The sequence below is a fragment of the Streptomyces sp. A5-4 genome (genome assembly GCF_051131715.1).
In the GTDB taxonomy this organism is placed as follows: domain Bacteria; phylum Actinomycetota; class Actinomycetes; order Streptomycetales; family Streptomycetaceae; genus Streptomyces.
This window is the reverse complement of sequence record NZ_CP178591.1, coordinates 5,770,142-5,782,775: the sequence shown is the minus strand read 5'-3', so window position 1 is coordinate 5,782,775 and position 12,634 is coordinate 5,770,142. Positions and strand designations below refer to the sequence as shown.

Sequence of the window (12,634 nt, the reverse complement as noted above, 5' to 3'; positions counted from 1 at the left end):
ACGCTTTGGCGCCAACTCCGCCCACCAGAACGGTGGTTCGTATGGACACCTGGGTACATGACGGACACGGATGACATACAACGAGGGCCCGGATCTCTTTCGAGATCCGGGCCCTCGTTGTCTACTTCAGTAGCGGGGACAGGATTTGAACCTGCGACCTCTGGGTTATGAGCCCAGCGAGCTACCGAGCTGCTCCACCCCGCGTCGTTGTGTCCAAAGACTAGCACGACGCGGGATGCTCCCAGCTCAGTCGCCCTTCGGGTCGCCCTTCCCGTCCGGCTTGGCCTTTCCGTCGGACTTGGCCTTCGCCTCGGCGTCGGCCGCCCGCTGAAGCGCGTCCTGAAGGTTGTCCTGCGCCTTGCCGTAGGCGACCCAGTCCTGCTTCTTCAGGGCCTCCTCGCCATCGGTGTACGCCTTCTGGGCGTCCTCGATGGCCTGCTGCAGGGTCCCGTCACCGGCCGGTGGCTTCGGCTTGCTGGGATCGCCGTCGTCCGCCGGCGGCGGTGGCGCGCCCTCCTCGCCGAAGACGGCCGTGAGCGCTTCCGCCAGGTTGTTCTTGAAGACGGTCTCCTTGCCGTACGAGACGGCGACCTTCTTCAGGAGCGGGTAGGCGTTGTTGCCCTGGGCGTAGACCGGTTCGACGTACAGGAAGCCGTCGTTGAGCGGGATCGTCAGCAGGTTGCCGTACTCGATGTCCGAGTTGGCGCCCTTCATGTTCCTGACGAACTCGGCTACCTCGCTGTTGCTGTTGAGCCGGTTCTGCACCTGTTGCGGACCCGGCACGTCGCCCGTGACTCTCAGCAGCCTTATGGTCCCGTAGTCCTTGCTGGAGGCATCGGCGTCGACCGCCATGAACGCCCCCAGGTTGGGACGGCCGTTGGGCGTGAAGGTCGTCGTCAGCGAGAACTTCTGCTTCGCGTTCGGATCGACCTCCGCACCCTTGGCCGTGGGCATCTTCAGGCTCAGGTAGTACGGCGGTACCGAACTCTTGTCGCCGGTCGTCGGGTCGTCCGGCACCTGCCACGCGTCACTGCCGCTGTAGAACTGCGACGGGCTGGTGACGTGGTAGCGGGTGAGCAGCTCGCGCTGGACCTTGAACAGGTCCTGCGGGTAACGCAGATGGGACATCAGGCCCGCTTCGATGTCACCCTTGGGCTGCACCGTCCCGGGGAAGGCCTTCATCCACGTCTTGAGCACCGGGTCCTCGGTGTCCCACTGGTACAGCTTGACCGTGCCGTCGTACGCGTCGACGGTGGCCTTCACCGAGTTGCGGATGTAATTGACCTGGTTTTGCTGGGCGACCACGGCACGCTGGTCGTCCGTCTGCGAGAGCGAGTCCGCCGTGGTGTCCCCCAGCGTCGTACGCGACGCGTAGGGGTAGCCGTTGGTGGTGGTGTACGCGTCGACGATCCACTGGATGCGATTGCCGACCACCGCCGGATAGGCGTCGCCGTCGATGGACAGCCAGGGTGCGACCGCCTCGACGCGCTCCTTGGGCGTGCGGTTGTACAGAATCCGCGAGCCCTCGCCGATGGCACCCGAGTAGAGCATCTGCGGCTCGCTGAAGGCCACCGCGTACGCGGCGCGGTTCAGCGGGTTCGACAGGCTGACCCCGCTCTTGCCCTTGTAGCTGGTGGTCGTGGTGGGCTCGCCGTTCTTCTCGTAGTCGAGCTCCTTCTGCGGGCCGCCGACGATCGAGTACTGATCGGTCTTCTCGCCGTAGTAGATCCGCTGCTCGTACTTGGGGAGCGAACCCTTGGAGGGCAGCCCGGACTCGGTGAAGTCCGGTGCGCCCTCGGTGTCCGGCTTCACTGCCGTGCCCTTGGCGGCGACCATGCCGTAGCCATGGGTGTAGGTGAAGTGGTCGTTGATCCAGTTGCGCTTGTCGATGCCCCTGAGGTCGAGCTCGCGCAGACCGACGACGGTGTCCTGGCCGTTGTAGCGGTCCACGTCCAGCGTCGAGGGGAACTGGTAGTACTTGCGCTCCTGCTGGAGCTGGTCGAAGGTCGGCGGCACGACGTTCGGGTCGATCAGCCGGTAGCTGGCCGCCGAGTCGGCGTCGTCGCGCAGCTTGGCGTTGTCCTGGCCCTCGCCCACGCCGCGATAGTCGTCGACCTGGGCGTCATCGATGTCGTACGCCTTGCGCGTCGCGTCGATGTTCTTCTTGATGTACGGCGCTTCCTTGGCCTGCTCGTTCGGCTGGACCTGGAACTTCTGCACGATCGCCGGGTAGAGCCCGCCGATGAGGATCGCCGAGAGCACCATCAGGCCGAAGCCGATGACGGGCAGCTGCCAGGTGCGGCGCCACAGCGTCGCGAAGAACAGCACGGCACAGATCGCGGCGATGCAGAAGAGGATCGTCTTCGCCGGGAGGTAGGCGTTCGCGTCGACATAACGCAGCCCTGCCCAGTTGCCGGTGGCCTTGAAGTCACTGGACTTCACCGCCAGGCCGTACCGGTCGAGCCAGTACGCCACGGCCTTGAGCGAGACGAAGATGCCGAGCAGCACCGACAGATGGCCGGTGGCCGCGGCGGTCGCACGCGCGCCGGGGCTGGTGATGCGCAGGCCGCCGTACAGGTAGTGCACCAGGGCGGCGGCGATCAGCGAGAGGACCGCGGCCGCGAAGCCGAAGCCCAGCAGGAAGCGGTACCAGGGAAGGTCGAACGCGTAGAACGACACGTCCATCTTGAACTGCGGGTCCTTCTGACCGAAGGGAACCCCGTTCACCCACATGAGCCAGGTGCGCCACTGCCCGGCAGCAGAGGCTCCGGCGATCAGCCCGACCAGCGCGGTGACTCCGAGGAGCACCCACTTCTTGTACGGGGCGATGCCCATCCGGTAGCGGTCGAGATTCTGCTGCTCCAGCGACATCGCGCTCAGCGGCGGCCGGAGCCGGTGCGCCAGCCAGATGTTCACCCCCACGGCGGCGGCCATCAGCAGACCGAAGACGGCGAACAGCCCGATCTTGGTCCACAGGGTGGTGGTGAAGACGGACGAGTATCTGACCGAGCGGTACCAGAGCCAGTCCGTCCAGAACCCGGCGAACATGACAAAGGCCATGGCCAGGACGGCCAGTACGCCCAGTGTCATGAGCAGGGTCCGGACACGCCTGGACGGCCGGCCGACTCTCATCCGTGGCCCTGTCGGGCCTCCGCCGCGGTCCGGCATCTGGAAAGCCAAGGTGCGCACCTCGAAGTTCGCTGTTGTGGTATTAGGGCTCCGCGATCGTAGAGCCCACTTATGCAACTTACTGAAGCTTTACTCAGTTCCCGCTTTGGGGGTCGAAGGAGGCAGGATGTTGGGCATGTCCAATGTTTCCCCCTCCGCCTCCGGTACTCCGATGGCCGCGAGCCCGCTCACCCGCGCCGTACTCGAAATCGACGACTACTCCGCCGGGCTCGGCTGGGACCAGCCGGCCAGGCTGTTCGCTCTGGTCGACACGGCCCGGCTGCGCGCCCAGGAGCCGGGCCTCGCGGCCCAGCTCGGTCTCGACGACAACGAGTCGACGGCCACCCTCACCCCGGTCGAGCAGGACGAGATTCCCGCGACGACCCCGCTCGACGAGTTCCTCGGCACGGTCGCCTGGCCCGACGCCGTGGTCGGCTGCGCGCTGACGGTGGAGCGGCTGATGCTGCCGCCGTCAGCGGAGACCGCCGTGCCCAAGGGGCTGAACGAGTCCCAGCTGGCCCAGTGGGTCGCCGAGCACCCCGACCGCCAGGAGGTCCGGATGACCGTCGCCGTGCTGCGTGACGGGGCACGCGAGTCGGCGCTGCGGCTGCGTGAGAAGGACTCCGCCACCGAGGTCCTCACCGGCTCCACCCTGGTCCCGGGTCTCGCCGAGGCCCTGGCCGCCACGTTCGAGGCGTAACTCCGCCGAGTCTCCGGCGCTCCCGCCTCTGTCGGGGACACGGCCGATCAGCCCGTCGTGCACTGCGGCAGGCCGGCCGTGTTCCCCTTGCCGATCTTCTCCAGCGACTTCTTCGCGTCGTCGATCGTCTTGACCTTCACCAGCGTGAGGCCCTCGGGAATGTCCGCGGCGGCCGAGGCGCAGTTCTCGTCGGGCGTCAGGAAGAATTCGGCGCCGGCCTGTCGTGCGCCGACGGTCTTCATCTCGATGCCGCCGATCGGGCCGACCTTGCCCGTCTCGCCGATCGTGCCGGTGCCCGCCACGAACTTTCCGCCGGTCAGATCCTTGGGCGTGAGCTTGTCGACGATGCCGAGCGAGAACATCAGGCCGGCGCTCGGTCCGCCCACGTCCGCGAGCTTGATGTCGATGGTGAACGGGAAGGTGTGGTCGGGACCGGCCTTGATGCCGACGATCGCACGGTCCTCGTCGGGTGCCTTCTCCGTGGTGATGCCGATGTCCTCGCTGCCCTCGGGCTGCCTGCCCGCCTTCTCGGCGGCGGCGGCCTCCTTGGCCGGGACGATCGTGAAGACGACCTTCTCGCCTGGCTTGTGCTTGGTGACGAGCTTGGCGACGTCCTTGGGATCCTTGACGGCCGTGCCGTCCACCGACTTGATGACATCGCCCGCGTGCAGCTTGCCCTCGGCCGGAGTGTCCTTCAGGACGGTGGAGACGACCACGCGGGTCTGCACCGGGATGCCCAGTTCCCGCAAGGCCGCCGTTTTGGCGCTCTCCTGGGACTGGCTGAATTCCTCGGCGTTCTCCTGAGTGGACTGCTCTTCGGTCTTGCCGTCCGGATAGAGCGTGTTGTGCGGCACCACGACACTGTCGTGCGCCAGCCAACCGTAGACCGCCTCGACGAGATTCATTTTGTAGTCGGCGCCGGTGACCCTGACCGTCGTCATATTGAGATGACCGGTCGTCGCATATGTCTTGCGGCCGGAGATCTGCAGCACGGGCTCGCCGCCCGCGTCTCCGAGCGTGTTCACCGTGGGGCCCGGCGACATCTCCGAGTAGGGGACTTTGATGAATACCCCCACGCACAGGAGCGCGATCAGGATGAGCGTGGAGGCGAGCATCGTCGCAGTGCGGCGTGGCATGGAACGACAGTACGGGACGGGTCTGTCACTGCACCGCTGGGGCCGGTCCCTACGGGACACCGGCTCGGGCGTACGGCAGGAGCCCGTCAGAGTACGTCGGAACCGGAGCGGGATTTCTCCATCGCCTCACGGAACCGGGTGTAACCGGCGAGCTCGGAAATATCGCCGGTAGTGCGATTACGCGCTGCCCAACTGCCCCATATCGCAGCACCGACGGCAGCGAAAAGCGGAATCAGCAACCACGCGAGTGCTGCCATCCCGACCTCCCGACCCCAAGAGCGACCGCAACCGACCGATCAGCGAAAACCGACCAATCAGCAGATTAACCATCCGCTGCTCCAACGCTCACGGCAGGGGTCGGGTTACGCAAATCGGGGCGCATGGGTGGTGACCGGGTTTCAGCGGGCCTCGGGCAGCACTCGCGTGGCCCGACCGCACACCTTGGACGACGGCGTTATGCGCCGACCCATTCGTCCGTACCGTCCGAAAACGTCTGGTGCTTCCAGATCGGCACCTCGTGCTTGAGGTCGTCGATCAGCTGCCGGCACGCCTCGAACGCCTCGCCGCGATGCGGGCAGGACACCGCGACGACCACCGCGAGATCCCCCACCGCCAGATCGCCCACACGGTGGACGGCGGCCAGCGCCCGCACCGGGAAGTCCGCGACGACCTTCTCGGCCACCCGGCGCATCTCCGCCTCGGCCGTGGGGTGGCACGAATAGCCGAGCTTGTCGACATCGGCGCCGGAGTCGTGGTTGCGCACGGTGCCGACGAAGAGCGCCGTGCCGCCCGCGGCCTCGTCCCCCACCGCCCTGAAGATCTCGTCGACGGACAGCGGGGTGTCGCGGACCGCCAGCAGCCGGATGGGGTCCTGGGCCGCCTGCTCGCCCGGGTGGGACTGAGTACCTGTGGTGCCTGCCATGACGCCCATCGTGCCGTACCGCGCCGACAATGCGGAATAGCGCTTTCGACCGGCTGTACGTGTCCCCCGTATGGAGGGTCCTACAGCGGCGGAAGGGCCCGCGGGCAGCTGCCGGGCCGGATACGACCGGCCGTGGCCCGGACGCGGCCGACGCCCCTAGATGCGGCGCCGTGCCTTGCGGGCGCGGCGCACCAGGGCCGCCGTGCCCAGCAGAGCGACCGTGGCACCGGCGGCGCCCGCCGCGGTGGCGTCCTTGCGGCCCAGTCGGCGGCCCGCGACGGTGTGCCGTCCCGCGACCTCCTCCAGTAGCTCGGTGAGGACCTCCTCATTGGTCCACCGGGGCCGCCAGCCCGCCTCGTGGAGCCTGCTGACGCTCACCACCCAGGGATACATCGTGTACGCCAGATCGCCCGCGGGGGACGGCGTGAGGCCGATGCGGTGCAGCCGGGCCGCGGCGCCCAGGGCGACGGCGGACGGCAGCTCCATGCGGCGGATGCCGCTGAGCTCCTCGACCTCCTCCTGCTCCAGCCAGCCGTCGCAGCCGACCGCGAGCTCGCCCTCGACCTTCTCTAGAGCGGCGTACTCCAGGGCGCTGACCAGGTCGTCGACGTGGCAGAACTGCCAGGTGGGGCGAGATTTGGCGACGACGAGGAGGCGGGGCGACTCGAAGTAGCGGGTGAGCGCCGTGTCGGTGCCGCCGACCAGGACGGCGGGCCGCACCACGGTGACGTTCAGACCGGGGTGCGCACGGGGCGCGCGGCGGCCGAGGCGCTCGATCTCCAGGAGATCGCCCACGCCGGTGGCCTCCGCCGTGGCCCGCAGTTCGGCGTCCTCGGAGAGCGGGACGTCATTGTCGGACAGGGCGCCGTAGACCATCGCGGACGTGCACAGCACGACTCGGTGGACCCCGGCGGCGGCAGCTGCGGTGAGGACGGTCTGGGTCCCCCGCACGTTGTACGCCGTACGGGCGGCCGGGTCGGACTCCAGGTCGAGATCGAGCGCGAGGTGCACGACGACATCGGCGCCGCGGAGCTTCTCCGCGATGGCCGGGTCGCGCACATCCAGGATGTGCCACTGCGCCTCGGTCACCTCGCCCCGGCGCTCGTCGATGGCGACGACCTGCTTGATCTCTTCCGACGCGGCCAGCCGCCGGGTGAGCAGCGCACCGATGCCCGAAGCGGCACCCGTGACCGCGACCACGGGACCGCGGGCAGCCGGGGTTGAGCGGTTTCGCGCTGCGCGAACCTGACGATCTGGGGAACTCACGGGGCGTCTCCAGCGGTTGTCTTCAGTACGTACACGCGGTAGCGCGTACGTACCAGGTGGCGTCCATCCTGCCGCAGGCCTTGCGTCGGCGGAGCATCGAGCCCACATCACAGGCTCTGGTGTCTACGCTGGGTGGTGATGTCGGGCAGTCGCCGTCGGCCGGAGCCGGCGGCCCAATGAGCCGAGGAAACCCGTGAGTGACTCCCCATTCGGATTCGGCCTTCCGCCGGAGGACGGCGACGATGGCAAGAAGAAGGGCAGCGAGGGCAGTGGCGAGGGTGGCCGGAATCCAGCGGATCCTTTCGGCTCGCTGACCGGCGGCGCGGGCGGCGAGAACCCGTTCGCTGCGATGTTCGGCTCGCTCAACCCGAACGATCTCGGTGCGGCGTTCCAGCAGCTGGGCCAGATGCTCAGCTACGAGGGCGGTCCCGTGAACTGGGACATGGCCAAGGACATCGCACGCCAGACCGTCGCGCAGGGCACCGCCGACGGCACCAAGGACGCCAGCGTGAGCCCCGGCGAGCGGTCCGCGGTCGAGGAGGCCGTGCGGCTGGCCGACCTGTGGCTGGACGGTGTGACGTCCCTGCCGTCCGGCGCGAGCACGTCGGTGGCGTGGAGCCGCGCCGAGTGGGTCGAGGCGACGCTGCCCGCGTGGAAGCAGCTGGTGGACCCGGTCGCCGAGCGCGTCGGCGCCGCGATGGGCGACGTACTGCCCGAGGAGATGCAGGCCATGGCCGGCCCGCTGCTCGGGATGATGCGCTCCATGGGCGGGGCGATGTTCGGCCAGCAGATCGGTCAGGCTGTCGGCGTGCTGGCGGGCGAGGTGGTCGGGTCGACCGACATCGGGCTGCCGCTCGGCCCGGCGGGCAAAGCCGCACTGCTCCCGGTGAACATCGAGGCGTTCGGCAAGGACCTCGGCGTCGGCAAGGACGAGGTGCGGCTGTATCTCGCCCTGCGCGAGGCGGCCCACCAGCGTCTCTTCGCGCATGTCCCGTGGCTGCGCTCGCACCTGTTCGGCGCGGTCGAGGGGTACGCGCGCGGGATCACGGTCGACACCTCGAAGCTGGAGGACGTCGTCGGCCGGCTCGACCCGCAGCACCCCGAGCAGCTGCAGGAGGCGCTCCAGCAGGGCATGTTCCAGCCGGAGGACACCCCGGCGCAGAAGGCGGCGCTGGCCCGTCTGGAGACGGCCCTGGCGCTGGTGGAGGGCTGGGTGGACGCGGTGGTGCACGAGGCCGCCAAGCCCCGGCTCACCTCGGCGGACGCGCTGCGCGAGACCCTGCGCAGGCGGCGGGCTTCCGGCGGCCCCGCCGAGCAGACTTTCGCGACGCTCATCGGGCTTCAGCTGCGGCCACGCCGGCTGCGGGACGCCTCGCGGCTGTGGGCCTCGCTCACCGACGCACGCGGCCTCGACGGTCGCGACGCGCTGTGGGAGCACCCGGACATGCTGCCGACGGCGGACGACCTGGACGACCCGGACGGGTTCGTGCACCGCGAGCAGCTGGACTTCTCCGAGCTCGACAAGATGCTCGGCGAGGCGGCCGGTGGCAGGCCGACCCTGAAGAAGGACAGCGAGGCCCCCAAGGGCGACGTCGGGCCGGGCGACGCGAAGCCGGGCGACGCAGCCGGAGCGGCCGAGGAAGAGGGCGACAGCGACAAGTGAGCCTGTACGACGACGCGGTCCTCGTGCTGAAGGGCTACGAGGGCCGGGAGCAGGGTCAGGAGCAGCTGCGCCGGGCCTATCTGGACCACTTGGCGGCGCATCCGGACGGGATGTGGAAGGCCTGCGAGGCCGGGCATGTCACGGCGAGCGCGCTGGTCATCGACCCGTCGCGCGGGCGGGTCCTGCTGACGCTGCACAGGAAGCTGCGGATGTGGCTCCAGATGGGCGGGCACTGCGAGCCGGGCGACCCGACCCTCGCCGGCGCCGCACTGCGGGAGGCCACCGAGGAGTCGGGGATCGCCGGGCTGACGCTACTGCCGGTGGGCCCGGTGCGGCTGGACCGGCACCCGATTCCGGCGCCCTGCAACTGCCATCTGGATGTGCAGTACGCCGCGCTGGCGCCCGATGGCGCGGTGGAGGCGGTCAGCGAGGAGTCGCTGGACCTGCGCTGGTTCACCTACGACGAGGTGGCCGGTGTGGCCGACGAGTCGGTCGTACGTCTGGTGACGAGCACGCTCGCGGCGCTCCGGCCGACATCGTGAACGGATCTTGAGCAGCCCACGAGTCTTGAGCAGGCGTGAGTAAGGGGCGGCCCCCTGGGGGGCCGCCCCTTACTCACGTTCTACTCGCGATGATCCGCCGTGCTGTCAGCTCCAGGCGTTGTTCTGGTTCTGACCGTACGCGCCCTGCTGGCCCACGCCGAACTGCGCCGCGACACCCTCGCCGATCTGCGCGTGCTGCGGCGGCATGACCTCGCTGGGCTGCACGAGCGCGAAGCCCTGCCCGAGGAAGCTGAGCTCCCAGCCCTCACCGGTGTTGCCACGCCGGCGCCGGATACCGGAGGAGTGCGTCTGGGCCTGCATCTGCACGCGCAGCGAACTGGACCAGGCGACGATCGCGTCGGCGTCGGCGTTGACGTACTTGTCGGGCGTGACCTGCACCATCAGCGGCTGGCCGGAGGTCATCAGCGCGACCTTGCCCTGCCCGGAGATGTTGAGCTGGTACTTGCCCGAGCCCGAGATGCCGTACTGGCTGTCCACGGCGATGACTTCGGTGTGCAGTGTGGAGTCCAGGGCGAGGACATAGCTGCTGTCCACCGTCATGCCGTCGCGGTCGACGTCCACCACGTGGACGTACTGCGCGAGGTTGGCGAAGTAGACGGTGCCCTGACCCGAGCAGCGCATCAGGTCGAGGCCCTCACCCGTGCGGGCATGGGCCCGGCGCTGGTTGTTGGACTGGTACTCGCCGTCGAAGTCCATCAGTCCCTGGTACGCGACCATGGAGCCCTTGCGGGCGAGGACGTCGTCCTGACCGGTGAGCGAAACCCGCAGGAGCTGCGGATTCTGCACGGTGTACCGGTCCTGGGACTGCTGTTCCGTGTGGCTGAAAAGTGGACTCTGCATGATGTGTTCCCGCTCCCCCTCAGTCCCGGATCCGCAGGCGGTCGGTGCTGTCCTCACTCGGCTGTACGACGACCATGCCCTGGCCGGAGAAGGCCATTTGGTACGCCTCACCGCTCCCTCGGCCGATCAGGGAGGAGGCCTTGAAGCTGCGCTTCCCCTTCACCTTGAGGTTCGGCGACCAGGCGACGAGGGCGTCCGGGTCGACATAGGTCTCGTCCTCACCACTGCCGCAGTCGACGACGATCGGGGTGCCCCGCGAGGTCACCGCGACCCAGCCGGTGCCCGCGATCTGGACGTTCCACAGGCCCTGCCCGGTGAACTTGGCCAGCCCCTTCACCCGCTCAACGCCCCACTGGAGGTGGGCGTCGAAAGCCAGCAGGTTGGTGCCGTTGACCGACAGCGAGTCATTGTTGAGGTTGATCACGACGACGTCCGCGCCGTAGTCGGCGAGGTAGAGCAGGCCGTCACCCGCGCACTTCATGATCGGCGCGCCTTCGCCGGTGACCCACTGGGAGGCGGCCTGGCGTACGCCGGGCGGATTCGGCTCGTACTGGATGAAGCCCTCGTACGCCACCATGGAGCCGGTGCGCGCGTAAAGGTCCTGGCCGCCGGCCATGGCGACCTTGAGCATCGCACGGCCGTGATTTTCCATCCGGGCCGTGATCGGTGTCGGGGCGAAGCCCGCGAGTTGCTGGTTCATGACGGGCTCCCTCAGACCTCGTAGGGCTGGACGACGATGAAGTTTCCGGGGGCGCCCCGGAATTGGAGGTTGATGGTCTCTCCGCTGTGGCCGGGATAGGCGTTTCGGCGCAGGCGCACCTGGCTGGAGAGGATCACCTGGGACGCGGAGGACCACGCGACGACGGCGTTGGCGTCGGCGAAGGTGGTCGGCGTGACGGGCAGGACCACCGGAACGCCGTGCGTCTTGACGACGACCGTGCCCGAGCCCTGGAACTGCATGGTGAACAGGGCCCCGCCGGGAATGCCGTGGCCCTCGATGCGGCGGATCTCATACTGCAGCGACTCGTCGAAGGCGAGGACGTTCTCCGCGGAGACGCAGATGCCGTCGCCCTGGAGCTCGATGGGGTGCAGATTCGCGCCCTCTTCGGCGAGGAAGACCTGGCCGCGGCCGGAGCAGCGCATCAGCTGCATTTCCTGGCCGGTCGCGTTACCGGCGAGCCGGCCCGCGAAGCCTGCGCCCTTGTGGCTGAAGTCGACCTTGCCCTGGTACATCACCATGCTGCCCTGACGGGCCAGGATCGGCGTACCACCCATGCCGAGCTCGACCCGGATGAGCTGCTGGTTCTGCGGGGTCCAGCGCTGGCCGGTGGGTGCTTCGCGGTACGGCTGGAGAGCGGCCGCGAGACCGGCTCCGGCCTGCGGAACACCTTGGGGCACGCCCTGAGGTGCGCCCTGCGGCTGCCCGAACGGCGCGCTCTGGCCGTAGGGGGCGGGCACGCCCGGCGGCTGGGCCTGGCCCGGAATCTGGCCGGGCGGCTGGAACTGGCCCGGCGGCTGCCCCGGGATCTGGCCGAACTGGGGCGGCTGGGGCGGCTGTCCGTACGGCGCCGGAGCGGCGCCGCCCTGCGGGTGCAGCGGCGCGGCAACAGTCGGCGCCGAGTGCATCTGCGGGGCGGCGGGTGCCGGGGCCTGCGGCGGGGCGAAGCTCTGCGCGGGGGCAGGGGCGGGGGCCGGTGCCGGGGGCGCACCGAAGGACGGTGCGGGCTGCTGCGCCTGGGGCGGCGGAGCGAAGGACGGAGCTCCCGCCGTCGGCTGCGCGGCCGGCTCTTCCTCGGCCACCTCGCCGCCGAAGTTCTTCAGGAGGGCGTCGAGCCCGCCGTCGAATCCCTGGCCGACGGCGGCGAACCGCCAGACGTCCTTGAGGTAGAAGTCGCCCAGCATCACCGCGCGCTCGGTGCTGAACTGCGAGCCGTTGAAGGCGTACCTGACGACCTCTTCGCCGCCCGCGACGATCCGGACATAGCCCGGTCCGACCTGCGACATCTGACCCGCGCCGTCGATCGTGGCGGTGAAGGAGAGCTTGTGGATGTTCGCCGGGATGCGGTCCAGGGTGATGCGGAAGGACTCGGTGTCACCGGACTGCGGGCCGAGCTGCTGGATGGATTCCTCGGGCGACTTCGGCTGGTTGAAGAAGATGAAATACCGGTCGTCCGAGAGCTGCTCGTTGACGTCGAGGCCGAAGCAGCTGATGTCGAAGGTCAGTCCGGGACCGGCGATCTGCACGCCTACGTACAGGTCCGTTCCCGCTGTGAGGTCACTGATCTTGGCCTTGTGGCCGCTTTGGAATTCCCTGGCCATGCGTAACGACCGTCCCCCAGTCCCGAATGTAAATGCGTCGCGTCAGGCTAACCGCAA

At 68.8% G+C, this 12,634-nt stretch carries 11 protein-coding genes and 1 tRNA gene; 3 read left to right on the top strand and 9 right to left on the bottom strand.

Going from position 1 to position 12,634, the window contains the following annotated elements; genetic code table 11:
* Positions 1–130: 130 nt before the first annotated feature.
* Both ACLLJJ_RS27100 and ACLLJJ_RS27095 read right to left on the bottom strand, forming a co-directional pair.
* Positions 131–204, bottom strand: a tRNA-Met gene (locus ACLLJJ_RS27100).
* A 42-nt stretch (positions 205–246) separates the two neighbouring features.
* Entirely contained in the window at positions 247–3,168 is a 2,922-nt protein-coding gene (locus ACLLJJ_RS27095; protein WP_434600534.1) for a UPF0182 family membrane protein, read from the bottom strand.
* A 127-nt stretch (positions 3,169–3,295) separates the two neighbouring features.
* Here ACLLJJ_RS27095 and ACLLJJ_RS27090 point away from each other — a divergent pair, with 127 nt between their 5' ends.
* Positions 3,296–3,868, top strand: a complete 573-nt coding sequence (locus ACLLJJ_RS27090; RefSeq protein ID WP_434596222.1) for a PPA1309 family protein — start codon at positions 3,296–3,298, stop codon at positions 3,866–3,868.
* Positions 3,869–3,915: 47 nt separating this feature from the next.
* Here ACLLJJ_RS27090 and ACLLJJ_RS27085 read toward each other — a convergent pair whose 3' ends face one another.
* The 4 genes from ACLLJJ_RS27085 to ACLLJJ_RS27070 form a co-directional block, all read right to left on the bottom strand.
* Positions 3,916–5,004, bottom strand: coding sequence for a YlbL family protein (locus ACLLJJ_RS27085; protein WP_434596219.1), 1,089 nt, complete (start codon positions 5,002–5,004; stop codon positions 3,916–3,918).
* A gap of 86 nt (positions 5,005–5,090) precedes the next feature.
* Complete coding sequence (locus ACLLJJ_RS27080; RefSeq protein WP_434596216.1) at positions 5,091–5,261, bottom strand: hypothetical protein; 171 nt, start codon at positions 5,259–5,261, stop codon at positions 5,091–5,093.
* A 197-nt stretch (positions 5,262–5,458) separates the two neighbouring features.
* Positions 5,459–5,926 carry a molybdenum cofactor biosynthesis protein MoaE gene (locus ACLLJJ_RS27075; RefSeq protein WP_434596213.1) on the bottom strand — a complete coding sequence of 156 codons (468 nt, stop codon included), beginning with the start codon at positions 5,924–5,926 and terminating at the stop codon, positions 5,459–5,461.
* A gap of 156 nt (positions 5,927–6,082) precedes the next feature.
* Positions 6,083–7,192 carry an SDR family oxidoreductase gene (locus tag ACLLJJ_RS27070; RefSeq protein ID WP_434596211.1) on the bottom strand — a complete coding sequence of 370 codons (1,110 nt, stop codon included), beginning with the start codon at positions 7,190–7,192 and terminating at the stop codon, positions 6,083–6,085.
* 193 nt (positions 7,193–7,385) lie between these two features.
* Between ACLLJJ_RS27070 and ACLLJJ_RS27065 the strand changes: the two genes are divergently transcribed.
* Complete coding sequence (locus ACLLJJ_RS27065) at positions 7,386–8,855, top strand: zinc-dependent metalloprotease (RefSeq protein ID WP_434596208.1); 1,470 nt, start codon at positions 7,386–7,388, stop codon at positions 8,853–8,855.
* Entirely contained in the window at positions 8,852–9,397 is a 546-nt protein-coding gene (locus ACLLJJ_RS27060) for an NUDIX hydrolase (RefSeq protein WP_434596205.1), read from the top strand. The genes ACLLJJ_RS27065 and ACLLJJ_RS27060 overlap by 4 nt, the downstream gene beginning before the upstream one ends.
* A 105-nt stretch (positions 9,398–9,502) precedes the next feature.
* Here ACLLJJ_RS27060 and ACLLJJ_RS27055 read toward each other — a convergent pair whose 3' ends face one another.
* From ACLLJJ_RS27055 to ACLLJJ_RS27045, 3 genes are read right to left on the bottom strand one after another with little or no spacing between them, the layout of a single operon-like run.
* Positions 9,503–10,258: an AIM24 family protein gene (locus ACLLJJ_RS27055; RefSeq protein WP_434596202.1), complete on the bottom strand. Its 756-nt coding sequence runs from the start codon at positions 10,256–10,258 to the stop codon at positions 9,503–9,505.
* Between the two features lie 19 nt (positions 10,259–10,277).
* Positions 10,278–10,958: an AIM24 family protein gene (locus ACLLJJ_RS27050; RefSeq protein ID WP_434596200.1), complete on the bottom strand. Its 681-nt coding sequence runs from the start codon at positions 10,956–10,958 to the stop codon at positions 10,278–10,280.
* 11 nt (positions 10,959–10,969) lie between these two features.
* Entirely contained in the window at positions 10,970–12,577 is a 1,608-nt protein-coding gene (locus tag ACLLJJ_RS27045) for a TerD family protein (RefSeq protein WP_434596198.1), read from the bottom strand.
* Between the last annotated feature and the right edge of the window lie 57 nt (positions 12,578–12,634).